Annotated in this window: 23 protein-coding genes, 10 tRNA genes and 1 other annotated feature; of the genes, 26 read left to right on the top strand and 7 right to left on the bottom strand. The window is 41.5% G+C overall.

Annotated elements, in window-relative coordinates; genetic code table 11:
- Window positions 1–103: 103 nt before the first annotated feature.
- The 11 genes from N780_RS16795 to rocF all read left to right on the top strand — a co-directional run bounded on the left by N780_RS16795 (window position 104) and on the right by rocF (window position 2,130).
- Window positions 104–178, top strand: a tRNA-Asn gene (locus N780_RS16795).
- 4 nt (window positions 179–182) lie between these two features.
- Window positions 183–255 (top strand) — tRNA-Thr (locus N780_RS16790).
- A gap of 21 nt (window positions 256–276) precedes the next feature.
- Window positions 277–351 (top strand) — tRNA-Glu (locus tag N780_RS16785).
- A gap of 11 nt (window positions 352–362) precedes the next feature.
- Window positions 363–438, top strand: a tRNA-Val gene (locus N780_RS16780).
- Between the two features lie 15 nt (window positions 439–453).
- Window positions 454–530 (top strand) — tRNA-Thr (locus N780_RS16775).
- A gap of 70 nt (window positions 531–600) precedes the next feature.
- Window positions 601–686 (top strand) — tRNA-Tyr (locus N780_RS16770).
- 5 nt (window positions 687–691) lie between these two features.
- Window positions 692–766, top strand: a tRNA-Gln gene (locus N780_RS16765).
- A gap of 9 nt (window positions 767–775) precedes the next feature.
- Window positions 776–851 (top strand) — tRNA-Lys (locus N780_RS16760).
- Window positions 852–887: 36 nt separating this feature from the next.
- Window positions 888–962: transfer RNA gene (locus N780_RS16755), tRNA-Gly, on the top strand.
- A gap of 7 nt (window positions 963–969) precedes the next feature.
- Window positions 970–1,042: transfer RNA gene (locus N780_RS16750), tRNA-Ala, on the top strand.
- A gap of 188 nt (window positions 1,043–1,230) precedes the next feature.
- Window positions 1,231–2,130: an arginase gene (rocF, locus tag N780_RS16745; RefSeq protein ID WP_036786734.1), complete on the top strand. Its 900-nt coding sequence runs from the start codon at window positions 1,231–1,233 to the stop codon at window positions 2,128–2,130.
- Window positions 2,131–2,190: 60 nt separating this feature from the next.
- On the opposite strand, the gene N780_RS19605 is transcribed toward rocF, so the two are convergent.
- On the bottom strand, window positions 2,191–2,343 hold the full coding sequence (locus tag N780_RS19605) for an aspartyl-phosphate phosphatase Spo0E family protein (RefSeq protein WP_084599698.1): 153 nt from the start codon (window positions 2,341–2,343) through the stop codon (window positions 2,191–2,193).
- A 208-nt stretch (window positions 2,344–2,551) separates the two neighbouring features.
- On the opposite strand from N780_RS19605, the gene sigW reads away from it, so the two are divergent.
- The 6 genes from sigW to glmS all read left to right on the top strand — a co-directional run bounded on the left by sigW (window position 2,552) and on the right by glmS (window position 9,662).
- Window positions 2,552–3,115: an RNA polymerase sigma factor SigW gene (gene sigW, locus N780_RS16740; RefSeq protein ID WP_036786732.1), complete on the top strand. Its 564-nt coding sequence runs from the start codon at window positions 2,552–2,554 to the stop codon at window positions 3,113–3,115.
- Window positions 3,116–3,129: 14 nt separating this feature from the next.
- Window positions 3,130–3,741 (top strand): anti-sigma factor family protein, encoded by a 612-nt coding sequence (locus N780_RS16735; RefSeq protein WP_036786730.1) that lies wholly within the window; start codon window positions 3,130–3,132, stop codon window positions 3,739–3,741.
- Between the two features lie 163 nt (window positions 3,742–3,904).
- Window positions 3,905–4,738, top strand: coding sequence for a diadenylate cyclase CdaA (gene cdaA, locus N780_RS16730; RefSeq protein WP_052115140.1), 834 nt, complete (start codon window positions 3,905–3,907; stop codon window positions 4,736–4,738).
- Complete coding sequence (locus tag N780_RS16725; protein WP_036786728.1) at window positions 4,731–5,960, top strand: CdaR family protein; 1,230 nt, start codon at window positions 4,731–4,733, stop codon at window positions 5,958–5,960. Before cdaA ends, N780_RS16725 begins: the two co-directional genes overlap by 8 nt.
- Before the next feature lie 39 nt (window positions 5,961–5,999).
- Complete coding sequence (gene glmM, locus N780_RS16720) at window positions 6,000–7,352, top strand: phosphoglucosamine mutase (protein ID WP_036786726.1); 1,353 nt, start codon at window positions 6,000–6,002, stop codon at window positions 7,350–7,352.
- Window positions 7,353–7,856: 504 nt separating this feature from the next.
- Window positions 7,857–9,662: a glutamine--fructose-6-phosphate transaminase (isomerizing) gene (gene glmS, locus N780_RS16715; RefSeq protein ID WP_036786724.1), complete on the top strand. Its 1,806-nt coding sequence runs from the start codon at window positions 7,857–7,859 to the stop codon at window positions 9,660–9,662.
- A gap of 678 nt (window positions 9,663–10,340) precedes the next feature.
- Here the strand turns inward: glmS and thiD are convergent.
- Complete coding sequence (thiD, locus tag N780_RS16710; RefSeq protein WP_036786722.1) at window positions 10,341–11,165, bottom strand: bifunctional hydroxymethylpyrimidine kinase/phosphomethylpyrimidine kinase; 825 nt, start codon at window positions 11,163–11,165, stop codon at window positions 10,341–10,343.
- A 191-nt stretch (window positions 11,166–11,356) separates the two neighbouring features.
- Between thiD and N780_RS16705 the strand changes: the two genes are divergently transcribed.
- Complete coding sequence (locus tag N780_RS16705) at window positions 11,357–12,655, top strand: globin-coupled sensor protein (protein WP_036786720.1); 1,299 nt, start codon at window positions 11,357–11,359, stop codon at window positions 12,653–12,655.
- Window positions 12,656–12,697: 42 nt separating this feature from the next.
- Here N780_RS16705 and N780_RS16700 read toward each other — a convergent pair whose 3' ends face one another.
- From N780_RS16700 to N780_RS16690, 3 genes are all read right to left on the bottom strand, one after another.
- A complete protein-coding gene (locus N780_RS16700; RefSeq protein ID WP_036786718.1) occupies window positions 12,698–13,705 on the bottom strand; it encodes a S8 family peptidase in 1,008 nt (335 codons plus the stop codon).
- Window positions 13,706–13,900: 195 nt separating this feature from the next.
- Entirely contained in the window at window positions 13,901–14,392 is a 492-nt protein-coding gene (locus N780_RS16695; RefSeq protein ID WP_036786716.1) for a sunset domain-containing protein, read from the bottom strand.
- Between the two features lie 256 nt (window positions 14,393–14,648).
- Window positions 14,649–14,874 (bottom strand) — a binding site (T-box leader).
- 131 nt (window positions 14,875–15,005) lie between these two features.
- On the bottom strand, window positions 15,006–15,641 hold the full coding sequence (locus N780_RS16690) for a uracil-DNA glycosylase (protein ID WP_036786714.1): 636 nt from the start codon (window positions 15,639–15,641) through the stop codon (window positions 15,006–15,008).
- 107 nt (window positions 15,642–15,748) lie between these two features.
- Between N780_RS16690 and N780_RS16685 the strand changes: the two genes are divergently transcribed.
- Window positions 15,749–16,303, top strand: coding sequence for an LOG family protein (locus N780_RS16685; protein WP_036786712.1), 555 nt, complete (start codon window positions 15,749–15,751; stop codon window positions 16,301–16,303).
- Window positions 16,304–16,320: 17 nt separating this feature from the next.
- On the opposite strand, the gene N780_RS16680 is transcribed toward N780_RS16685, so the two are convergent.
- Entirely contained in the window at window positions 16,321–16,812 is a 492-nt protein-coding gene (locus tag N780_RS16680; RefSeq protein WP_052115139.1) for a hypothetical protein, read from the bottom strand.
- A gap of 157 nt (window positions 16,813–16,969) precedes the next feature.
- On the opposite strand from N780_RS16680, the gene N780_RS16675 reads away from it, so the two are divergent.
- Window positions 16,970–17,368, top strand: a complete 399-nt coding sequence (locus tag N780_RS16675) for a DoxX family protein (protein ID WP_036786710.1) — start codon at window positions 16,970–16,972, stop codon at window positions 17,366–17,368.
- A gap of 128 nt (window positions 17,369–17,496) precedes the next feature.
- Entirely contained in the window at window positions 17,497–18,513 is a 1,017-nt protein-coding gene (locus N780_RS16670) for a cation diffusion facilitator family transporter (protein WP_052115138.1), read from the top strand.
- Window positions 18,514–18,640: 127 nt separating this feature from the next.
- Here the strand turns inward: N780_RS16670 and N780_RS16665 are convergent, their stop codons facing one another.
- Window positions 18,641–20,074 (bottom strand): DUF2254 domain-containing protein, encoded by a 1,434-nt coding sequence (locus tag N780_RS16665; RefSeq protein ID WP_052115137.1) that lies wholly within the window; start codon window positions 20,072–20,074, stop codon window positions 18,641–18,643.
- Between the two features lie 140 nt (window positions 20,075–20,214).
- On the opposite strand from N780_RS16665, the gene N780_RS16660 reads away from it, so the two are divergent.
- The 5 genes from N780_RS16660 (at window position 20,215) to N780_RS16640 (ending at window position 23,646) form a co-directional block, all read left to right on the top strand.
- A complete protein-coding gene (locus N780_RS16660) occupies window positions 20,215–20,667 on the top strand; it encodes a GNAT family N-acetyltransferase (protein ID WP_036786708.1) in 453 nt (150 codons plus the stop codon).
- 130 nt (window positions 20,668–20,797) lie between these two features.
- Window positions 20,798–20,992: a hypothetical protein gene (locus N780_RS16655; protein WP_036786706.1), complete on the top strand. Its 195-nt coding sequence runs from the start codon at window positions 20,798–20,800 to the stop codon at window positions 20,990–20,992.
- A 108-nt stretch (window positions 20,993–21,100) separates the two neighbouring features.
- Window positions 21,101–21,391: a YkvA family protein gene (locus N780_RS16650; protein ID WP_036786705.1), complete on the top strand. Its 291-nt coding sequence runs from the start codon at window positions 21,101–21,103 to the stop codon at window positions 21,389–21,391.
- A gap of 151 nt (window positions 21,392–21,542) precedes the next feature.
- Entirely contained in the window at window positions 21,543–22,526 is a 984-nt protein-coding gene (locus N780_RS16645) for an NAD-dependent epimerase/dehydratase family protein (protein ID WP_036786703.1), read from the top strand.
- A 310-nt stretch (window positions 22,527–22,836) separates the two neighbouring features.
- On the top strand, window positions 22,837–23,646 hold the full coding sequence (locus N780_RS16640; RefSeq protein ID WP_036786744.1) for a ZIP family metal transporter: 810 nt from the start codon (window positions 22,837–22,839) through the stop codon (window positions 23,644–23,646).
- Window positions 23,647–23,723: the final 77 nt, after the last annotated feature.

The following is a 23,723-nucleotide window of genomic DNA, read 5'->3' as shown; positions in this document are numbered from 1 at the left end:
GTAGTCGGGGTTTCACCCCCGCAAGAGTAGGACGCCGCCATGCTTTGTTATCTTATAAAGCTATCCAAGAGACTTCTTCTAGGACAGATGGATTTGACAATATTCCAACGTAGCTCAGTGGTAGAGCTATCGGCTGTTAACCGATCGGTCGCAGGTTCGAATCCTGCCGTTGGAGCCAATTTGCTTCCATAGCTCAGTCGGTAGAGCACTTCCATGGTAAGGAAGAGGTCGCCGGTTCAAGTCCGGCTGGAAGCTCTCTGTAAGAAATTTATTTTTGGCCCGTTGGTCAAGTGGTTAAGACACCGCCCTTTCACGGCGGTAACACGGGTTCGAATCCCGTACGGGTCACCATTTATTATCATGGAGGATTAGCTCAGCTGGGAGAGCACCTGCCTTACAAGCAGGGGGTCGGTGGTTCGAGCCCGCCATCCTCCACCATATATTTATCTATCTGCCGACCTAGCTCAATCTGGCAGAGCAACTGACTTGTAATCAGTAGGTTGGGGGTTCGAGTCCCTCGGTCGGCACCAGCAAGTTATGTTCAATTAAATAAACTCTTGCATAATAAAGTGCAAGCATGGTATACTATTATTTGTGTTTGGAGGGGTAGCGAAGTTGGCCAAACGCGGCGGACTGTAAATCCGCTCCCTCTGGGTTCGCAGGTTCGAGTCCTGCCCCCTCCACCATTTATTGGCCCATAGCCAAGCGGTAAGGCAACGGTTTTTGGTACCGTCATGCGCTGGTTCGAATCCAGCTGGGCCAGCCATTTTATAAAGAGCCATTAGCTCAGTTGGTAGAGCATCTGACTTTTAATCAGAGGGTCGGAGGTTCGAATCCTCCATGGCTCACCACTTTTCACATTAACTTAGTTGATGTGTTTTTAGTTTGCGGAAGTAGTTCAGCGGTAGAACACCACCTTGCCAAGGTGGGGGTCGCGGGTTCGAATCCCGTCTTCCGCTCCATATATACGGGGCCTTAGCTCAGCTGGGAGAGCGCCTGCTTTGCACGCAGGAGGTCAGCGGTTCGATCCCGCTAGGCTCCATTCAAAACCTTAAGTCTAATTAGGCTTAAGGTTTTTTCTATATCTAAAATAGTTAAGGATGGCTATTTATGAGAAAATTCTCTCAATACCCCGTGTTTTCCGCATATATATACAAATTCCTGTCCAGTTGAGTCATTTTCCCAACTGTGCCTACAATAGGTGTAGAGTTAAAGGAGGATGATGGGACAATGAATCGTAAACTTTCAATTATTGGAGCCCCTATGGATTTAGGGCAAAATCGTAGAGGTGTGGATATGGGGCCAAGTGCTCTTCGTTATGCAGGGGTAATTGAGCGGCTAGAACGTTTAGAATATGATATAGAGGACCTTGGAGATGTTCATATTCCTCGTCCAAACAGAAAAGAAGAACAAGAGAGTCACTTGAGAAATTTAAAAGAAGTAGCAGAAGGAAATAAAAACTTAGCTGAGGCTGTGGATCAGGTTGTCTCATCAGGTAGATTTCCTCTAATTATTGGAGGGGATCACAGTATTGCGATTGGATCTCTTGCTGGAATTGCAAAACACTATGACAATCTTGGCATAATTTGGTATGATGCTCATGGGGATTTAAATACAGGAGAATCTTCCCCCTCTGGCAATATTCACGGAATGCCTTTAGCTGTAAGCTTAGGTATTGGTCATGAACGTTTGACGAGCATTCATGGATATGAGCCTAAAATTAAACCAGAAAACATCATTATCATAGGAGCACGCTCTCTTGATGAGGGTGAAAAGCAATTAATTAAAGAAAAAGGAATTAGGGTATATACAATGCATGAGATTGATCGCATGGGAATGCCAGAAGTAATTAAAGAATCTGTAGAATATTTGAAGGATCGAACGGATGGGGTGCATCTGAGCTTAGATTTGGATGGTTTGGACCCTAATGAGGCACCTGGAGTTGGGACACCTGTTATGGGTGGAATGAGCTATAGGGAAAGTCACTTAGCGATGGAAATGTTTGCAGAAGCGAATTTTATTACTTCGGCGGAATTTGTTGAGGTCAATCCGATATTGGATGAGAAGAATAAAACAGCTACGGTAGCGGTTGGGTTAATGGGATCGTTATTTGGGGAGAATTTAAAATAATAGAGTTATAGAGAAAAAATGGGCGAAACAGCAGCTTATTCACATAAGTTGCTGTTTCCGTTATTTATTTTTTCTTTCCTCATATTCATTTAGTAATCCATCTAATTTTGAACTTGCCTCAATGACCTCTTGAGATGATAAAGGTAAGCTAGAGCTAAGCTGAATCATTTCATTTCTACACATTTCAATCTCGTTCAAAAGTTCTTTACACATTCTATTTCCCCCCTACTAAAACCTTAGTACTATACTATAGTTGTATATATCCTTTCTACTTAAAGTTAAACCTCTTAATTTAAAAAAATCAAATGTATAACTTTTGTACATACAAAAATTCTTTTTTATTTTTTTTAATTGATTTTGAAACCTGATCGCAGGTGTATTCGTATGTAGAATGACCGCAGATCTAGCGGAGGTATAGTGCATGGAAATATTTATAAAACAAAAGATTAAAAAAGTAAAAAAAGGTGATCACTCGGCCTTTGAAGATGTAGTGACGTTTTACCAAAACAAGGTGTACCAAATATGTTATCGTATGCTTGGTAATGCACATGAAGCAGAAGATATTGCTCAAGAAGCATTTATCCGGGCTTACACTAATATTCATTCTTATGATGAGAATCGGAAATTTTCTACTTGGTTATATAGGATTGCGACCAATCTATCAATTGATCGCATTCGAAAGAAGAAACCAGATTACTTTTTAGATGCTGAAGTAAAAGGTACAGAGGGTTTAACCATGTACTCTCAAATTTCTGCAGATGAAGATTTGCCTGAAGATGAAGTGGAAAGCTTAGAACTGCAGGAATATATTCATCAAGAGATTCTCAAGCTTCCAGCCAAGTATCGATCTGTTATCGTACTACGATATATAGATGAACTCTCATTACAAGAGATTAGTGACATATTGGACATACCGGTTGGAACGGTTAAGACAAGGGTTCATCGGGGACGCGAAGCGCTTCGTAAGAAACTTCGTCACGTGTAAAGGAGTGATGGGAAATGAAGTGTGCAAATGAAGTCATTCAGTTAATGCATAAACATTTAGACGACGGGTTAAACGAAGAAGAGAGAAAACAATTAAAGCAACATCTTCAACAATGTGATGATTGCCAGAACCATTTTCATGAACTTAAAAGGGCTGTAGCAATGGTCCAAAGTACAAGTGCAGTCCAAGCTCCTTCTGACTTTACTGCGAAGGTAATGGGAAGCCTGCCTAAAGAAAAGAAACGATCAGGATATAAGAGGTGGTTTAAGGCCCACCCGGTGGTGACGGCAGCAGCTATATTCTTTATTATGATGTTTAGTGGTATCTTTTCTACTTGGAGCCAAGATCAACAGTTAAGCGTATCTAAACAAAAAGATATCATCATTCAGGAAAACACGGTTATTGTTCCTCAAGGGAAGACTGTAGAAGGCGATTTAGTCGTGAAGAATGGGAACTTGAAGGTTGAAGGTAAAGTTAATGGTGACGTTGTATTAATAAATGGTGATCACCTAAAAGCCTCCGCCGGTGAAGTGACAGGGGATCTGAATCAAGTAGACCAAGTCTTTGGTTGGATGTGGTACAACATTAAGAAAACAACGACAGATATTTTCTCATTCACCCGATAGAGGGTTCAAAAGTCACTTTTATAGTGGCTTTTTTTATTTTGTTTAGTTGGAGCGTTTTAGTGTTATTTTTACTATAGAGAAGTATGCTATAATAAAACTATTGTGAATTTGATACATAAGATTAATTCGATAGTTGAATTCAAGAATAAAAGGAAGTGTACACATGCTTGATGGGGGATTGAATGTTCAATTAGATGGATTAAAGTACATTCGAATTATTATTGATGTTGCCCTTGTCTGGTTTGTTTTGTATAAATTAATCATGTTAATCCGTGGTACAAAAGCGGTTCAGTTGTTGAAAGGAATTTTTGTAGTACTTGGAATATGGCTTGTTAGCTACTTTCTTCAACTTAGTACGTTAATGTGGTTAATGTCCAAAGCGATGACATGGGGTTTTCTAGGCGTCATTATCTTATTCCAACCTGAGCTCAGAAGAGCGTTAGAACAGCTAGGGAGAGGTAGTTTCTTTGCCAGAAATTCGAGTAGTGAAGAAGATTCAATGAAACAAACCGTAGAGGCTATTATAAAGTCGTGTAATTATATGGCCAAGCGTCGGATTGGGGCTCTTATTACGATTGAACGAGAGACGGGTATGGGCGATTATGTCGAGACCGGCATACCGATTAGGGGAAGGTTATCGAGTGAACTGTTAACAAACATCTTCATCCCTAATACTCCTCTTCATGATGGAGCGGTTATTATTAAGCAAGATGAGGTTACGGCAGCTGCTTGTTACCTGCCTCTATCTGAAAGTCCGTTTATATCAAAAGAATTAGGTACGAGGCACCGTGCTGCTATGGGAATCAGTGAAGTCACAGATGCCCTTACCATCGTGGTCTCCGAAGAAACAGGTGGAATATCCTGTACGCGGAATGGAGAATTGCATAGGGGATTAGATGAACAAGCCCTTCGCGATATTTTAGAAAGAGAATTAGAACGAGCGACGAAAGCTCCTAGCTCAAAGAATTGGGATTGGAGGGGGAAAAAAGATGGATAAGTGGTTAAGAAGTCCGTGGTTCATTCGAGCGATTTCTTTAATATTAGCACTCCTCTTGTATGCCTCAATAAACCTTGATGACGGGCAAACGAGTTCGGATTCTATCTTTCTTGAAGGCAATGATAAAATTGCAGCAATGAATAATATCCCTTTACAAGTAAAAATGAATGAGGAAAAATATGTAGTGAAAGAAGTGCCATCGAGCGTCACTGTTACCGTAGAGGGACCGAATTCTATTGTGACTAGAACTGTTATGCAAAAGACGTTCGAAGCTTACATCGATTTAGAAGGGCTTGAACTCGGCTCTCAAACGGTTCCTATACAAACTCAAGGTATCTCAAATCAGTTATCTGTTTCTATAGATCCTCAGGAAGTTACTGTGGTTTTAGAGAAACGATCTTCAAAAGAGTTTCAGGTTGGTGCGGATTACATACACCGCGACACCATTAAAGAGGGCTACCAATTAGGCACACCAGAAGTGACGCCTAACCAGGTAGATGTCATAGGCTCAGAAACAGAGGTTTCAAAAGTATCTTTAGTGAAAGCCATTGTTGATGTGCAGAATGCTGAGAGTGATATTACAAAGAAAGAGTCACCTGTGAAGGTTTATGATGAACAAGGTAATGAACTGAATGTCGTCGTAGAACCAAGTACGGTCAAAGTAACTGTACCTCTATTGCCTCCGAGTAAAGAAGTCCCCATCGCGTTAAAGGCTAAAGGGGACCTTGCCAAAGGGTACCGCCTGGTGTCTATTGAACCCTTACCAGAGCAAGTAGCTGTATATGGTTCACAAGATGCATTAAAAGGGGTTAGTGCTTTTGCCGATATAGAAGTGGATATAACGGATCTTAAAGAGGACGCCACCATTGAGGTAGACCTTCCTATGCCAGATGGAATCGAAACAGTTAAGCCAAAAACGATTGAAGCAAAAGTCAATGTAGAGCAAATAACAGAAAAAACAATTAGCAATGTAGAGATTAATGTAAATAACCTGGGTTCAGGTAAAAACCTAACTTTTATTACACCAGAACAACAGGTCATTGACTTAACGTTAATAGGTACAAAACAGGAATTAGAGAATATTACGAAGGAAGATTTCGAAGTCTTTATTGATGTTGAACAGCTCGTCAATGGCGAAGCAAATGTACCCGTTCAAGTGAATGGACCTGAAAGTATTGAATGGCAAACAAGTAATGATGAAGCTCTAATTCGTATAGAGTAGTAACTACCTCATTTGCCTAGAATGAAGGAGCGATTGATAATGGGAAAATATTTTGGTACAGATGGTGTGCGTGGCGTAGCCAATCAGGAGTTAACACCAGAACTAGCATTTAAAGTAGGAAGATACGGAGGCTATGTGTTAACGAAAGACACACCAAAGCCAAAAATATTAGTAGGCCGTGATCCACGGATTTCTGGTCAACTACTTGAGAACGCTTTAACAGCAGGATTAATGTCAATCGGAGCTGAGGTTATGCGCCTTGGAGTTCTTCCAACTCCAGGTGTAGCCTATTTAACAAAATCTATGGGAGCTGAAGCGGGAGTCATGATCTCAGCCTCTCATAACCCTGTTGAAGATAATGGCATTAAATTCTTTGGTCCTGATGGATTTAAATTAACAGACGAACAAGAGAATGAAATAGAAGCACTAATGGATCAAGAAACAGATGAACTTCCAAGACCTACTGGAGCTGATGTAGGGGTTGTGAATGACTACTTCGAAGGTGGTCAAAAATACATGCAATATTTGAAGCAAACCATTGATTATGAATTTGATGGGGTGCACGTTGCTTTAGATTGCGCACATGGTGCAACATCCTCTGTTGCCCCACATATCTTTGCGGATTTAGAGGCAGAGCTTTCGACAATGGGATCATCTCCAGATGGCTTGAACATTAACGATGATGTTGGCTCTACAAGCCCAGAAGCACTACAATCCTTTGTGAAAGAAAAGGGAGCTCACATTGGTTTAGCGTTTGATGGTGATGGGGATCGTTTAATTGCCGTGGATGAGAAAGGTGAAATCGTTGATGGGGATCAAATCATGTTCATCTGCGCTAAGTATTTGAATGAGCAAGGCCGCCTTCGTCATAATACTGTTGTTTCAACTGTTATGAGTAATATTGGCTTCTACAAGGCTGTAGAAGCGAATGGTATGAAGAGTGATAAGACAAATGTAGGCGATCGCTATGTGTTAGAGGAAATGCGTCGTGGCGATTACAGTCTTGGCGGAGAACAGTCTGGACATATTATCTTCTTGGATTACAATACAACAGGAGATGGGTTGCTTTCAGCGTTACAATTAGTAAATGTGTTGAAAGAAACTGGAAAATCGCTGTCAGAATTAGCTGCTGAAATGCAGAAATATCCGCAAGTGTTAAAGAACGTACGTGTTATTGATAAGAAGAAAGTCATGACTAACCCTCGCATCACTTCGGAAATAGAAGCGGTTGAAGAAGCTATGGGAGATGAAGGTCGTGTTCTTGTCCGCCCTTCTGGAACGGAGCCACTAGTCCGTGTCATGGTTGAGGCACCGACAGAAGAAGATTGTGAGAAATATGTAGATCAAGTGGTCCAAATCGTTCAAGCTGAACTAGGTATGAAGGAAGCCTAAAGTAAATGCGCAGGTGGCACAATATGTGTCCCTGCGCATATTTTATATGGAACAGATTAACCATTGTAATAAACATGTAATGCTTCAGATATTGACCTTATAAGAAGAAATAGAGTAGAATGAAATTTGTTCCGTGTAAATTTCACATTCTATGTTTAAAGCGTATTCATAAAGGATACTAACATTAAGTATGCTTTAATACATTAAGGCATGTTTGTGAAACGTAAGAAGTTGAGTTATATTTTAGTTTGACTAAAGCGCCTGGACTATCTTCCGTTCGGAAAGAAGGTAGTTGACGAGGAGGAGGTTCATCGAGTATCGGCGGATGCCTCCCGGTTGGATTCACCTCAATCGTAAGCTTTTATTCTAAAACAAAGGGGTGACCCTTTGCACAAAGAATCGAAGCAAGGTGATTGTAAGATAAAATTCATGAGGAAGGGGCAGATCAAGCCCCGAACCATCGGAACGTTGATTTGCCCCTTATTTTAAGGAGGAAACAACGATATGTGTGGAATTGTAGGATATATTGGAACACAAGATACAACAGAAATTTTATTACAAGGCTTAGAGAAACTTGAATACCGTGGTTATGACTCAGCTGGTATTGCAGAGTTAAATGATGAAGGTGTTCATGTTACGAAAGTAAAAGGACGCATTGCTGCTCTTCGTTCAGAAGTTGAGAAGAAAGATATCGAAGCAACAATGGGAATTGGTCATACCCGCTGGGCGACACATGGCGCGCCAAGCTTTGAGAACGCTCACCCACACCAAAGCGCGTCTGGCCGCTTCACTATTGTTCATAACGGTGTAATCGAAAATTACGAAGAGGTTCAGCGCGAATACTTGGCTAATGTAGAGATGAACAGCGAAACAGACACGGAGATTATCGTGCAACTTGTTGAGAACCTTCATAATGAAATGGGCGATGTACAAGAGGCTTTCCGCAAAGCCATTTCTTTATTAAAAGGTTCATATGCTGTTGGAATTATTGATGCTGAAAACCCGGACGTCATTTACGTAGCTAAGAATAAGAGTCCTCTTCTTGTAGGTTTAGGAGAAGGATTTAATGTTGTATCAAGTGACTCATTAGCAATGTTGAAGGTAACCGATCAATTTGTTGAATTAGAAGACAAAGAAATCGTACTTGTACGTCGTAATGAAGTAGAGATTCAGAAATTAGATGGTACACAAGTGAACCGTGAACCATTTACAGCTGAACTCGACGCAAGTGATATTGAAAAGGGTACCTACCCACACTTCATGCTAAAAGAGATTGATGAACAACCATTTGTGATTCGTAAAATTATCCAAGAATATCAAAATGAAAATGATGAAATTAAATTAGACCCAGACGTTCGTCAGGCTATGATGGACTGTGACCGTGTGTACATTATTGCTTGTGGAACAAGTTATCATGCTGGCTTAATCGGAAAGCAGTTCATTGAGAAACTAGCAAAAGTGCCAGTAGAGGTTCACGTAGCTAGTGAATTCTCCTATAACATGCCTCTTCTTTCTGAGAAGCCGCTATTTGTCTACATCTCTCAAAGTGGAGAGACAGCTGACAGTCGTGCAGTACTTGTTGAAACGAAGGCAAAAGGACATCCGGCCCTTACGATTACGAACGTACCTGGTTCTACCCTTTCTCGTGAAGCGGATTACACGCTACACTTACATGCAGGACCTGAGATTGCTGTAGCTTCTACGAAAGCTTACACAGCTCAGATGGCTGTTCTAGCGATTCTAGCTGTTGATACAGCCAAAGCAAAAGGAATTGAGCTAGAGTTTAACCCTATGAAAGAATTAGGTATTGCAGCGAATGCAATGGAAGCTCTTTGTGATCAAAAAGAAGAGCTTGAACAAATTGCCGCTGATTATTTATCAACAACAAGAAACTGCTTCTTTATCGGCCGTAGCCAAGACTACTATGTTGGCCTAGAAGGTGCGTTGAAACTAAAAGAAATTTCTTATATTCAAGCAGAAGGGTTCGCAGGTGGCGAACTGAAGCACGGTACGATTGCGCTTATTGAAGAAGGGACTCCGGTTGTGGCGCTTGCGACACAAGCGAATGTAAACTATTCAATTCGTGGTAATGTGAAGGAAGTAGCTGCACGTGGTGCGAAGCCTTGTGTCATTAGTATGAAAGGGTTAGACCAAGAGAACGATGCATTTGTCATTCCACAGGTGCACGAACTCTTAACTCCTCTTGTATCGGTTGTCCCAATGCAGCTGATCTCATACTACGCAGCTCTTCACCGTGACTGTGACGTGGATAAGCCGCGTAACCTTGCTAAGAGTGTAACCGTTGAATAAGTAACGATAACGCATGTGGTCTCAAATTGAGACCACATGCGTTTTTTATGCTTAATGAAGAGTAGGACAGGATGTTGAAGCCTCGGAGTTGAGATGTGTTAGAACGGATGGGGCCGTTATGTTGTTGAGAGCTAGGGGTGTCTGGGGAACGACTCGCTTTCCGCAGGCGGCCCCACACGACGTGGGGTCGTTCGACGTTGTCACAGGACGTGACGGTTTTAGTCGAACTTCCTCCTTCTTTTTAGAGCCTCCTCACTCACTGCGTTCGCTCCGGGGTCTCGTCGACCTCTTTCTCCTGCAGGAGTCTCCCCGTTCCCCAGACACCCCTTTTCAAAATTGGTAGAACGGCCCTGCTGCTCGCTTGTGATAGAGGATATTCATAATCCTGCTCTCTTATGCAGCATGCTTCCGCATCTTCTACATATGGTAAAGGTGGTTCGGGAAATTGCGAGACTCCTGCGGCGGTAGGAGCCTAGGGGAGACCCCACAGAGATCGTTAGCGAACGAGGAGGCTCCCCAGCTCGCCGCGGAAAGCGAGTGATTTCCCGAACCACCTTACGCTCAATAAAAGTAAACGGAAGTATTCTCTCAATTTCGAGTCTTCGTTAAGACATAACTCTTATGGAGAACAAATAGAAAAAGAGCTTGAATTACCATTCAAGCTCTTTTTTAGTACCATTATTTCGTTGTGACGGAAACTTCAACTACACTAGCATCACCTTTTTGATAAACAGGGCCAACATATTCGTTTAGAGGGAAGCCTTCTTTTACTGCTGCTGTGATAAAGGCTTTCGCGGATTTAATGGCTTCTAATACTTCTTTGCCATTTGCAAGTTCAGCGGTAATCGCTGCTGCGTAGGAACAACCTGCTCCGTGGACGTTTCCTGTATCGAACTGGTCAGTTTGGATATAGTGGAAGGCTCGTCCATCATATAGAAGATCGGTAGCTTTTGTTTTGTCTACAAGCGTTCCAGCTTTGATTAGAACGTTTTGTGCACCTAGTTCGTGAATGGTTTTTGCTGCACCTTCTAGTTCTTCAACCGTTTCAATACGACGAAGTCCTGCAAGTTTGGCAGCTTCGAAGAGGTTAGGTGTTGTTACTTTGGCACGTGGAACGAGAGATTCACGAAGGCTTGTAAGGTTCTCTGGATGAAGGACATCATCCGTACCTTTGCAAACCATAACAGGGTCGATGACAACATCAGTGATTCCGTTTTGCTCTACAACCTCTGCTGCATGTTCAATGATACCAGGTGAACCTAGCATTCCTGTTTTTACTGCATCTATTCCTAAAGACGTTGCGGTCTTTAACTGTTCTTTCACGGTATTAAGCTCCATTGGAAATACGTTATGAGCCCATCCATTCTCCGGGTCCATAGCCACAATAGTTGTTAAAGAAGAAATGCCGTATACCCCGTGCTGGTGAAATGTCTTCAAATCAGCTTGGATTCCAGCTCCTCCGCTACTATCTGATCCTGCAATTGTAAGAACTTTTTTTCTCATCTGTTTATTCCCCTTCCACTCTAAGGTGTTTTCTTTATTTTAACGGTAATTGAAGTGTTTTTAAATCATTTCGTTTTTCAAATTTGTTACTTTCTTTATTCTTCCTTAACAAATATCTCCTAGCTGACGAAATATAAGATAGACATGTATATATAAAGTAGCTTTTATGTTACAGGGGGAGACAAATTCATATGCCATTACTGAGTTTATTGACTAAAGATAAAAAGCGTCAAAAGGAGGAGACTAACCTAGAGAGTTTGGAAGTTCACATTGAGGTTCCAGAGGAAATTAAGAAACAGCTTGAGGTCATTGGTTTGACCGAGAGAGACTTACAAGTTATGAGGTCATTAGAGCCAACCATTCGTGAGCATATTGATGATATTACGGAACAGTTTTATGCCAATATTACTAAACAACCCAACTTGATGGAGATTATTGAGGATCATAGTACGCTAGGGCGGTTGAAAACAACATTGAAGCAACATATAGAAGAGCTGTTTGATGGTCGAGTGGATCAAGATTTTCTCGAGAAGCGTTATCGTATTGCATTTGCCCATGTACGTGTGGGGTTAGAAACGAAGTGGTATGTTGGTGCGTTTCAAAGTTTGTTAAATTCGTTATTTGATATCTTACGTGTAGAAATCGAGCAACCTACACAGTTCACTGAAGCGATCCAAACTTTAACGAAGATGTTGAATTTTGAACAACAACTAGTCATTGAGGCTTATGAACAAGAGCATAAGCGGCTGAGACATGAGCAGCAAGCTCAAGCAGACGAACTGCATCGTAAGGTTCGTGAAGTGGCACTGGAACTAGCAGGTACTTCACAGGAAACAAGCTCGTCGATTACAGAGCTAACGTCTCAATCACAAAATGTTAAAGAGATGGCGAACCAGGGAACTGAACTGGCCAAAAAATCTGAGGATGCGTCTGAAGCCGGTAAGCGCCAGGTCGAATATCAGAATGAAAATATGGACAGTATGGAGCAAGGGATGGAACGAATTACAGAGAATGCCCAAGGGTTAAGGGAAGTTTCCAAGCGGATTACTGAAGTCATTGATATTGTAAGTGGAATTGCTGAACAAACGAATCTGCTTGCTTTAAATGCATCGATTGAATCAGCTCGTGCAGGAGAATATGGAAAAGGATTTGCAGTAGTAGCGGAGGAAATCCGTAAACTTTCAGAACAGACGAAGCAATCCACTTCAACCGTAGCAGATCTTATTAAAGATGTGAATCAGCAAAGCTCTCATGTTACAGAATCGATCGATTCTATTCGTTCTTTTGTAGAATTGGGGAAAGGGAGTATGAAAGAAACAACAGACTCCTTCGTTACAATCCTTACATATATGAGAGAGACTGTTCAACATAACGAACGCATTGATCAGGAGACGAAGCAATTGCTCGAGAATATTCAAGAAATGGATCAAGCTTCCGCAACGGTAGCGGCTTCAGCAGATCGATTAACTCATATGACAGAGCAAATGTAAGGAAAAGACTTGTCCCGCGGAAAAGGGGGGACAAGTCTTTTTTTAAACTTCGACTTTGTCTGTGTTTCGTTTGACCATATCGCTCCAGTCGATAGTATAGAGGTTTAAAAGGTTCTCAAGCTTATGAACTAAACCAAGTGTGAGGAAACCATTCCCTTGAGCTTGTGGTGAACTTCCGATTGGAGCGGTACGCTTGATTAGTTGAGCATAAACTTCCGCTTCTGAAAGCTTTCGATTTAATTGCTTTTCAGCGAGGTGGATCAGTAGCGCTAAAGCACCCGATACGTGTGGGGTAGCCATGGATGTACCTGATAAGCGGGCATAACGACCTTCTGTATAAGTAGAAAGAATGTTAACGCCAGGAGCTACAAGATCTATTTCGTCATTTGTATTGGTAAAGTCAGCGATGTTCCGATTGAAGTCTGAGGCACCTACCTGTATGACTTCGTTGTAAGCCCCTGGATAGGCATATTCATTCGTATCCTCACGACCATCTCCCTCATTACCGGCTGCGCAAACGACAGAAATTCCTGCTTCAACAGCTGATTTAATTGCTTTGTGAAGCTCAGGTACATCTTTGGGGCCTCCAAGCGACATGGACATGACTCGGACACGTTCACCGTCTGGACCTTCCCAGTTTGTTGCATAGTTAATGGCATCAATAATCCAGTCATAATTCCCGCGTCCAGATCCGGTTAAGACTTTTAAGACTAGGAGTTTGCTGGCGGGAGCGACACCTACAACACCGGTTGTTATTTCAGAAGCGGCAATAGTTCCTGCCACGTGGGTCCCGTGGCCATTATTATCAGCGTAGTTGGTTTCATCTCCTTCATAATCTGTTGTGAAGTTACGTCCACCGATAATTTGCCCTTTTAGATTTGGATGATCAAGCTGACACCCTGTATCTATAACGGCCACAACGCTACCTTTTCCTTTAGAGGTTTGCTCCCAAATTGCAGGTGCTTCAATCATGCGTACGCCTTCTGGGATCATTGATGTGCTTTCAAATACATCTTCCGTTTGGTAAGGAATCAGATACATGTTCTCCATGATAACCCCTCCTTAATATGTTTACTTGAATCGTACACGAAAGAGAGGAATAAATAAATTACAATATTCTGACTTTTGTAAAAATACCCATTTTGACCTAGGTTAGATGGGACTATGGAAAGGGGGGATTTTGTAGAAAAATGGCGGTTATCTTTAATCAAAAGAAAAAGGCTTGCTACCGATGGAAGCAAACCTTTAACGTCTGGATTTTCTATATCCTGCTGCTTCTGCTTCTGAAGGGGTTTCAAAAACTTCAATAGCCTTTACGCGACTGTAATACTGACCGCCAGGCATGTGATAAATTTTTTCCCCTTTGGCATTTTGATTGCCTTTAATGGGTTGCGGGTTAAGGGAGCGTCCAATATCGCTCATCTCAACTACCGATCTCATCTCATCTCTAATACTTTCTCTCGTCTCTTCGAACGGATCTCTCTGTTCTGAACTGGCCTCTACTAACTCATCTTTCTCTTCTAAGCTCTTAAACTCTTCTTCCTCTGCAAACTCAACTAGCTCTGTCTCTTCTGTCTTCTGGTGACTTGGTTCTGTTTGAATTGTAGGGGCTTGAACAGTGTGAGGCGTAGAACGAATGCGCGCTTTGCGCTGAGACGGAGTGAACAATAGTAAAGCAAACATCATTCCGCTTGCAAATACGGCTAAATAAACTAGAACAACACCGAATTTTCTCATCATCCTCTCCTCCTTACACCTATTGTAGCCCCTCAACTCCCCATCGTCCAACCCACAACCCGCCAGACCTCAAATTCTTTAATCTATTACAGCAACGCAGGGTGTCAGGCACCATTTAGCGCTTTAGTGCACTAGAGGGTGTCAGGTTCACTTCTTATCTTTAAAGCATTGCAGGAGTGGAGGTAACTCCTTAACGCTTAAACGCTTTTAAGTGCTAAAGTTTTTGGGTATAAAAAAACCTGCTAGCTTATTTGCCAGCAGGGACGAACGAATTTATTCGCGGTACCACCCTGATTATAATCTCTATTCGAAAGAGATTATCTCTTAATCGTTGATAACGGAACAGACCCGTTGATGTGGTGCACATCACATCAAAGCTAAGGAAACGTAATTCGTAACGTCTTTATGTACTGGTTCGCAGCGAACACCAGCTCTCTGAAACAGGGAAAGAGTTACTACTTCAAATCCATCGAAGCTTTTATACTTCATTCGAACGGTTGCTTGCTTTATATCTTAAACGCTTAAAAGTGCTAAAGTCAACAATTTTTTCTTATCATAAATTTTCTTTAGTGAAGTAAAGGGTGTCAGGCACTCTTTACTGCAGTAAAGCAAGCTAGTGATTCAACAGTTCTTTAAGGTGTTCGAAATCCTGATAGATCGTGTCTTTTAGTGAGCCATTATAGAGAACAGCTGCTGGGTGATACATGGGAAAGATGGTGTAGGGTTCTTCTGTGAGTTCATAGGATTCATCTTCTTCACCAGTCCATTTATATATCGGTTGATTTAAAACTTTTCCATGCACGTCTGAGATTTTGTAGTCTTTTCCGATTAAGCGTCTCAATGCAATGTTACCAAGTGTGACGAGAATTTTTGGTTTCATTTCATCGATTTGATAATCGAGAAGAGGAGCGTGAGCGAGTATTTCCTTTTGGTTTGGGGTTCTATTCGGCGTTTTGGTTATGGGATTTCCTTTTCGATCTGTCGTTTCTACAACCTTGTAAGGACGACTTCTTACTACGCTTGTAATATATAACTCGTCTCGGTCTACCCCGATATGTTCAAAGAACTCAGTGAGTTTCTCGCCAGCCTGGCCAATAAAGGGTACGCCTTCTATAACCTCATTTCTTCCTGGTGCTTCTCCAATTACCATAATATCTGGATACTTCGGACCTTTACCAGGAACGAATCCCTCTGTTTGATAAGGTTCAATACGCTTGTTACCGAGTTTTCGTAAATGTTCTGGGAACATTGCAATCGCCTCCTAGAGTCATTTATATATCTTTACATTTCCCTGCTTTTATTCATTTGAAAAATCCTCTATACTTTTAGTAATTTCATACTTATCGAGGTGATTGGATGGAAAGGATTGCTGTATTTTGTGGATCAAGTGAAGGCGCCTCTGCTGCATACAAAGAGGATGCAGTACGTTTAGGGAGTCTTCTTGCCCAACAAGGTATTACCCTTGTTTACGGAGGTTCAAGCGTCGGTCTGATGGGTGCTGTTGCGGATACAGTACTTGCTGAAGGAGGCGAAGCCATTGGAGTGATTCCAAAGAAACTAGTAGAGCGAGAAATTGCCCATGCCAGTCTTACGGAACTGTACGTTGTGGATTCCATGCACGAAAGGAAGGCAAAGATGGCGGAGTTATCCGATGCGTTTATCACCTTGCCAGGTGGAGCTGGGACCCTTGAGGAGTTTTTCGAGGTATACACTTGGGCTCAAATTGGAATTCATCAGAAGCCATTTGGAATTCTGAACACGAACCAATACTATACACCTTTAATCTCTCTGTTTGATCATATGGTTGAACAGAAATTCTTAAAGAAAGACAACCGTGACATGGTAATGGTCGAAGAAAGTCCCGAGTCCCTTCTCACAAACTTCCGATCCTTTATCTCTGCACAGAACTAAACGGTGCCAGACACCCTTTACTTAGTTAAAGGGTGTCTGGCACTTTTTTTGGCTTGAATAGAGATGATGCTTCCGATTAGGACGGGGAGGGTCATAATAACAAGGAAACGGTAATCACCTGTGGCGATGGTTAAGATAATGAACAGAATAATGCTACCCACTCCTAAAGCAAGGCCACCGATGAATTTAAGTAAATAATCAGGGGCTTCAGTGGGTGACATCTGAATGGATAAGATTCCTCCTATAAGCCCCCAACTGAAAATGTGGACAGCTAATAGAATGGAGACAATGGGAACAACGGATAACTCAACACCGACCATAGCTAGGGTTAATACAACATAGATAGCGAATAAAGTTGCATACCAAGAATATGAGCGTGCAGTTTTCCATATGTGTTCGTACCTTTCATCGAGTCCCCTATTTTTACGAGCTTGTTTACGTCCGAAATACCATCCTCCTAAACCTCCAAGCAATCCCATGTACATCATAACAAGAGCACCGATTTCCACCAAGCAAAACCTCCAATATTTGTAATCTAATAAGTGAAGCTTACTTTACATATGCGGTTTCGTCAAGTATGCTTTACAAAATAAGCAAAGAGTCATGTTTTGATGCTATACAGTCAATCAAGTAAGATACAAGATAGATGAGAAAGGAGTTCTAATCGTGAAGTCAATTTTAAAAATGGTAGGCCTTATCCTGTTTAGTTTGTTTTTTATCTTTGCTGGCGTTGTGCACTTTACTCAAGTAGAAGGATTCGCCGCTATGATTCCGGACATTATTCCATTTCGAAATATGATTGTTTATGCTACAGGCATTATTGAATGGATATTGGCCATTTTATTACTTATCCCTTCGACTCGTAGACAAGCTGGGATTTGGACAGCTATTTACCTGGTACTTATTTTCCCGGCAAATATTTATGCTGCCATTGCAGGTATTCCAGCTCCAGGTTCAGATGAAGTAAATAACACGCTTCTTTGGGTTCGCCTCTTGTTCCAACCATTACTGATTTGGTGGGTCCTTGCTGTTTCGAAGCCCAATGGAGAGCGTCATGATAATTGAGAATGAATGTTAAAGGCCAGTCACCTATCTGTAATAGGGGACTGGCTTTTTTAGTTTCATTCATGAAATGCGCAGATTTCGGGATACTAATAATAGCATAAGCATTTGTAAGGCAGGAGGTATGGGGTATGGCATCCCAATCATGGGTTGATTTAATTAAAAAAGGGAATAAATCGGCAGCATACGCGGCCACAGGCAACCTTATTATTGCAATAGCAAAAGCGATAGGGGCTTTTGTGAGTGGAAGTGGCGCTATGCTTGCTTCTACTCTTCACTCTTTTGCAGACTCTGTGAACCAGGGGTTTGTATTTGCAGGGAGCGTGTTAGCTAAGAAAGAGCCGACCTCTCGTTTTCCAACGGGCTTTGGTAGGGTTATTAATATCTTTGTAATGATTGCTGTTATTATCGTTACGATATTAGGCTATGAGTCGGTGAAAGAAGGATGGCACTTAATTCAGCACCCGAAAGAATCAGGAAGCTTCTGGCTGAATGCAGGGATCCTTCTTTTGAACATTGCGATTGATGGCTGGATTTTAATTAAAGCGATGAAGGAAATCAACAAAGAGGCGAAAGAAGAAGCTTCCGGGTGGAATATCCCATCACAAGCGGTTCAAAATCTTCCTCAAGCTTCACCGCCCACTAGGCTCGTCTTTTTTGAAGACATAGTTGCTGTAACAGGCGCCTTGCTTGCTCTAATTGCAGTTACCATTACGACGTTTACAAACTTTGCGATTCTTGATGGAGTAGTGACCCTTCTAATCGGACTATTGATGTTTACTGTAGCGTTTCGTGTTGGGTACGAGAACATGATCGGTTTAATAGGGGTGGCTGCGCCTCGCGATGTTGAGCGTGATGTAGCTGATTCTATATTACAACATAAACAAGTAGTTGATATAAGAAGGATGCGTATTGTGAAAGAAGGCAGGACGTATCATGTGGAAGCCATGCTTGAATTAGAGAAGGGGCTATCGTTAGCAGAAGCGGATGATATTAAATTTAAAGTTTGGGATCGTCTGCTTAATAATGATGATATATCTGATGTATCCTTAGGGATTGTTGAAACAAATGAAGAAGAGGATTGGGATCCGAAGAAGAACGAACGAAACAGCTCCTGGTCCCACCCTGAAGACTCAGAAGAAGAATAACCCGCGTTACTACTTTACAGAAGTGAAGGGTGCCAGACACCCTCTGACGCTTTAGAGTAGTGCAGGGTGCCAGACACCCTGCTGTGCGTTAATGTGGTAAAGTCATTGGTTAGAAAAAAGCTGCCCGTTATTCATATTGGGCAGTTTTTTGTTGGCTTTTATAAGGGTCTGCTGTTGGTTGATCTGCTTCAATGATTTGTTCACTAATGCTTTCGTATTTTTCTTTATGACCCGTGGTTTCACTCAAATCTTTAAGGGTTTCTAGAAGGTAGTGCTGGTCTAGTTCATAAATGTGAAGAGATTGGAAACCGTAAACGGTGTTACAGGCAAACTCCCACAAGGTTGTGTGGTGTTCACTGTCAACGGATTTAGCTAATAAATTCATCACACGTAGAATCTCAGTGATAATTTGGATGTTCCCTTCTGCATAGTGGCGAATGTAGCCATACCCTTTGTATAAATAATATTCAAAGCTCTCGCCTGGTATAATCAACCTCAGTTGTTTTTCGTTGTCGACGAGGTAAGGAGGAATGTTCATCATTCTTGAAATGGTTAGAAGTAGCTCACCTAATTGATGAATAACATTGCTTACAGTCTTTGGATCATTATTCCCTAGCGCTTTAATGGCAATTTCCGATAACTTGTTTAGACCGTGCTCCACATCCTGTATTTCAGTTTGTTTTTGTCCTACCTCTAACATGCTTAAGTATAAATCATGATCAATATCTTTAGGTTCTCCATTCCCACTCCAGTATGACAGGATTGGATTTCCTTCTAATAAAAATGTACCAACACTTGCTTCTAACTGAACGACCACATTATCTTTCTGTGCTTGATCAATGATTTGATCGAAGTTGATCAGTTGAATGTACCCAGACTGTTTTGTGTAGATTTTCTCTGGATGCTCAGGTTTTTTCTTAGCTTCTTCTCCATGATACAGCGTGTCCGTGCTTCGGTAGGGGGACATTTCTTGTTTAATCGACTGATTTAGGATTTGTTTAGAGATCGATTGCATATTGAAAGATATGTTATGAACTTGCATCCACGTTGTGGCATGATTAATAAAGTAAATAAAGGTGACCGCAGCAAATAATGCAACAAGGGTCGTCACTAAAGGAATAGCCACGAAAGTTTGATTTTCATAATTCGTTATAAAAATAAAGAGCGTTAATACATAAACAAAACACCCATTGAAGATTCCAAGGACGTGCTGTGTGCGTTTATCTGAGACGAAGTTAAGTAACATCCTTGGTGAGAATTGCCCGCTAAATGTTGTAAGGACCACAAGTATGGAGTTTAACGTGTAGGCACTTAGGGTTAAAATTCCTCCAATTAATGTTGTAATCAGCATTCTTGAAACAGATGCTTTTGATTGTAAGAATTTAGGCACCAAATTCCCTAACTGAACGTTTAAATCGATTAATAAGGTGGCTGCTGCAAAGAAAAATGAGCCTAAAATGTAGAGGGCAGGTGTGAACCATAAAGTTAGTTGTAGCTCATGTTTCCTTAGTCTCTGTGACATTTCTAAATATTTTCGGATTCCTGGTGGGATGATTTTCATGAGTCGATCGGTCCTCCTTCTAAGTACCCTCTTTCCCCTTGGTGTACTTCCATAAAACTATTTCGCTAACAATTTATTCTTTTTTAGACTAAAGTTATTCCTTATAATAAAATAAATGTTTTAGAGGGGGGAGTTCTTACATGGAGTGGAAATTGAAATCGTATGAAGAGCTAAGCAAAAGGGAATTGCACGATATATTTAAGGAGCGGGTTCAAGTATTTGTAGTAGAACAAAACTGTCCCTATCCGGAGGTAGATGGAGATGATGATCAAGCAGAACATCTATGGCTTGAAGACGGTGGAGAGATTGTAGCCTATTGTCGACTATTTCCTTCTGGCATTAAATATAAAGAAGCATCGATTGGACGAATATTCGTAAAAGAATCAAGGAGAGGCGAAGGTCATGCTCAATTGTTGCTAGAAAAAGCGTTACATACCATTATTCAGGTGTGGGGAGAACAAGCCATCAAAATTCAAGCTCAACACTACTTAAATGACTTCTACACATCACTCGGCTTCACCAATATTAGTCAGGTCTACCTCGAAGACGGCATCCCGCATGTAGACATGCTCTTAAACACTGCACAGCACTAAAGGGTGCCAGACACGCGTCACTCCGCTATTACATCACCGCGCCAAAGGGTGTCTGGCACCCTTTAATTAGATGAAGTATGAGTAATCTTAGGGTTTCGGTGCATTCTAAGGGGTGGAAGGGGCGATAAATGTGGCAGTGAAGAAGAGTAATGAAAAGAGTATTAGTTTGCTGTGGAAGGTAATCTTTCTCATAATGGCTTTAATTATTCTAACAGCCATTTTTATTTTCATAGCTTATGCAAACTTTAACGATGAGGAAACAAGTTATAACGTAATTTCAAGCTCAACATTATATGCTAATCGTTTATTTTCAAATGCATGCTGACAATCAAGCATGCATTTTTTCTGTGAAAAAGGTGATACATACGAATACATAGCGGGTAAAGTTATACTATAACCTCAATAATATTATGACTGAAATGTGGGTGAAGGTATGCGTAAGATATGGAGGAGAATACGCTTTCTGTTTAATGTTCGTAAATCTGTTCCGTTCTTGTGGGAGTTCTTTACGACCCGGCAAGTCCCAATCCAGAAAAAAATTCTGTCTGTGGGCTTTTTGATTTTATATATTGTCATTCCTTTTGACATTATCCCTGACTTCCTTGTGTTTTTCGGGGTGCTTGACGATGTAACGATTTTCACTTTTGTTCTACAACAAATAGTAAAGATGGCCCCACCATCTCTACAAGATAAGTACGACCTAGATGGGCAAGCAAGAACGTAAAGATCTCGGAGTTCCACCTCTCCGAGATCTTTTTTTGATTAACCGCGTTAACACATTCAATGAAAGAGGAATTCAGCTGGTGCGTTTCGAATGTATAAGGAAAAGGAAAACCTTTTACATATTCTGATTATGGTTTAAAGGAGGCGCTTATATGCGCATATTAATTCTAGGTGGCACGGTTTTTGTTGGGCGCCATTTAACAGAAGCAGCATTAGAAAACGGTCATGAGGTGACCTTGTTTAATCGCGGTCGTACGAACCAGGATTTATTCCCCGATGTTGAAAAGCTAAAAGGGGACCGTTCGGATGATTTAGAGGCATTAAAGGATCGGGAATGGGACGTAGTCATTGATGCTTCAGGATACACACCAAGTCAGGCCACGGCAGCTGCTGAATTACTGAAAGATTCGGTGAAGCGATACATTTTTATTTCATCGATCTCAGCGTACAGAGATTTCCACGAAAAATACGTAGACGAAACCTACCCTGTTGGACAACTAGAGGATGAAACAACAGAAGAAGTGAATGCCCAAACGTATGGTCCATTGAAAGCTTTAGCCGAGAAGAAGCTTGAAGAGGTTATGCCGGGAAGGGTTCTGAACATACGACCTGGTATCATCGTAGGGCCTCATGACCCGACCGATCGTTTTACCTATTGGGTTATGCGTTTTGGGCGCGGAGGAGAGGTACTTGTTCCAGGTAAACAAAATCGTCCTATACAGTGGATTGATGCTCGCGATCTTTCTAAATGGATCATCCAAATGGCTGAACAAGAGGAAACCGGCACATACAATGCGGTTGGATATGATGAAGAATTAACAATGAAGACATTTGTTGATGCTTTAATTAAGCAAAATCCTAATGCAGAGGATCAGTGGATCAGTGATCAGTGCTTGTTAGATAACGAGGCAAAACCATCCTCTGACTTGCCACTTTGGATACCGGTCTCAGAAGATCATCCTCACGGCTTTATTCTTGCTTCGAACAAGAAGGCGAGAGAAAAGGGACTCACGTTCCGAAAGTTAGAAGAAACAATAGAAGATACGAGGAAATGGTTTGAGGAAAGAGAAGACACAGATATGCGTGTTGGTATAGAACCTGATAAAGAAGCGACGATTGTAAGGCGATGTAAGTAAACAAAGCCCCATCCTTCCTTTGAGAAGTATGGGGCTTTTGTTGGTGATGGATAAAGTAGCAAAAGTTACGGTACTTTTTAAAGATGTGGATCAGCAACTACTTTCCTATACCGAACATATGAAAGCAGCGCTAGGGCCTTTGTCCTCGTAGCTGCTTTTTTATTTCTAGAACGTTTAATTCCTAAACGTTGACGTTCTTTCATAAAACCATATAAAATGAATTCGACAATAAAATTTGCGTATGCGCAAATTTCGACAGGATATAGTAATAAAAAGAGGTGAAACAAACATGATTACAGCATTTGAAGCAATATATGAAGGCTTTAAATCAATGTCCCCTGTTATACAAGCTCTCATTGCTACATTATTCACGTGGGGGATGACAGCAGCCGGTGCGGCCCTTGTGTTCTTCTCAAAAGGCACGAATCAAAAGTTTATGGATAGTATGCTTGCCTTTGCCGGAGGTGTTATGATTGCAGCCAGTTATTGGTCTTTACTTGCCCCGGCAATAGAGATGGCATCAGACCAGGCAGTTCCTCAGTGGTTCCCTGCAGTTGTTGGATTCCTGCTAGGTGGATTCTTCTTGCTATTAGTAGATAAATTGTTGCCAATGTTTAAGAATTACCCATACTTGCATGATATTGATACGAATGATAATAAACGACGAACGACCTTACTAGTCTTTTCGATGACACTTCACAATATTCCTGAAGGGTTAGCTGTCGGTGTGGCTTTTGGTGCACTAGCTTCTTCCTTCTCAGAAGCTGCTCTAGCTGGAGCTATTGCCCTTGGTATTGGGATTGGAATTCAGAATTTCCCGGAGGGCGTTGCCGTATCTATGCCGCTACGCCGGGAAGGGATGTCACGCAAGAAGAGCTTTTTCTTTGGGCAATTCTCTGGTATGGTTGAACCAATAAGCGCTTTAATTGGTGCAACGGCGGTTATTTACATTGAACCTCTTCTTCCATACGCATTAAGCTTTGCGGCCGGAGCGATGATTTTTGTTGTTGCAAAAGAGATTATTCCAGGCTCGCAGGAAAAAGGGAATACTGAGATCGCTTCTATTAGTCTTCTCATCGGCTTTGCCGTTATGATGACCTTAGATGTTGCATTAGGATAAATTCATGTCCCCCTGTTTAAATGTAGATACAGGGGGATTTTTTTAGGCATCCAGTACAATATATTATTGGGAATAGA

Origin of the sequence: Pontibacillus chungwhensis BH030062 (assembly GCF_000770675.1) — a bacterium.
Taxonomy (GTDB): domain Bacteria; phylum Bacillota; class Bacilli; order Bacillales; family BH030062; genus Pontibacillus; species Pontibacillus chungwhensis.
The sequence above is the reverse complement of the archived record's forward strand: the minus strand, read 5'-3'. Positions and strand labels throughout refer to the sequence as shown.

Coding starts and splice junctions, on each gene's coding strand:
- rocF (WP_036786734.1), top strand. CDS start 1,231: ATGAATCGTAAACTTTCAATTATTGGAGCCCCTATGGATTTAGGGCAA.
- N780_RS19605 (WP_084599698.1), bottom strand. CDS start 2,343: ATGTGTAAAGAACTTTTGAACGAGATTGAAATGTGTAGAAATGAAATG.
- sigW (WP_036786732.1), top strand. CDS start 2,552: ATGGAAATATTTATAAAACAAAAGATTAAAAAAGTAAAAAAAGGTGAT.
- N780_RS16735 (WP_036786730.1), top strand. CDS start 3,130: ATGAAGTGTGCAAATGAAGTCATTCAGTTAATGCATAAACATTTAGAC.
- cdaA (WP_052115140.1), top strand. CDS start 3,905: ATGCTTGATGGGGGATTGAATGTTCAATTAGATGGATTAAAGTACATT.
- N780_RS16725 (WP_036786728.1), top strand. CDS start 4,731: ATGGATAAGTGGTTAAGAAGTCCGTGGTTCATTCGAGCGATTTCTTTA.
- glmM (WP_036786726.1), top strand. CDS start 6,000: ATGGGAAAATATTTTGGTACAGATGGTGTGCGTGGCGTAGCCAATCAG.
- glmS (WP_036786724.1), top strand. CDS start 7,857: ATGTGTGGAATTGTAGGATATATTGGAACACAAGATACAACAGAAATT.
- thiD (WP_036786722.1), bottom strand. CDS start 11,165: ATGAGAAAAAAAGTTCTTACAATTGCAGGATCAGATAGTAGCGGAGGA.
- N780_RS16705 (WP_036786720.1), top strand. CDS start 11,357: ATGCCATTACTGAGTTTATTGACTAAAGATAAAAAGCGTCAAAAGGAG.
- N780_RS16700 (WP_036786718.1), bottom strand. CDS start 13,705: ATGGAGAACATGTATCTGATTCCTTACCAAACGGAAGATGTATTTGAA.
- N780_RS16695 (WP_036786716.1), bottom strand. CDS start 14,392: ATGAGAAAATTCGGTGTTGTTCTAGTTTATTTAGCCGTATTTGCAAGC.
- N780_RS16690 (WP_036786714.1), bottom strand. CDS start 15,641: ATGTTCCCAGAACATTTACGAAAACTCGGTAACAAGCGTATTGAACCT.
- N780_RS16685 (WP_036786712.1), top strand. CDS start 15,749: ATGGAAAGGATTGCTGTATTTTGTGGATCAAGTGAAGGCGCCTCTGCT.
- N780_RS16670 (WP_052115138.1), top strand. CDS start 17,497: ATGGCATCCCAATCATGGGTTGATTTAATTAAAAAAGGGAATAAATCG.
- N780_RS16665 (WP_052115137.1), bottom strand. CDS start 20,074: ATGAAAATCATCCCACCAGGAATCCGAAAATATTTAGAAATGTCACAG.
- N780_RS16660 (WP_036786708.1), top strand. CDS start 20,215: ATGGAGTGGAAATTGAAATCGTATGAAGAGCTAAGCAAAAGGGAATTG.
- N780_RS16650 (WP_036786705.1), top strand. CDS start 21,101: ATGCGTAAGATATGGAGGAGAATACGCTTTCTGTTTAATGTTCGTAAA.
- N780_RS16645 (WP_036786703.1), top strand. CDS start 21,543: ATGCGCATATTAATTCTAGGTGGCACGGTTTTTGTTGGGCGCCATTTA.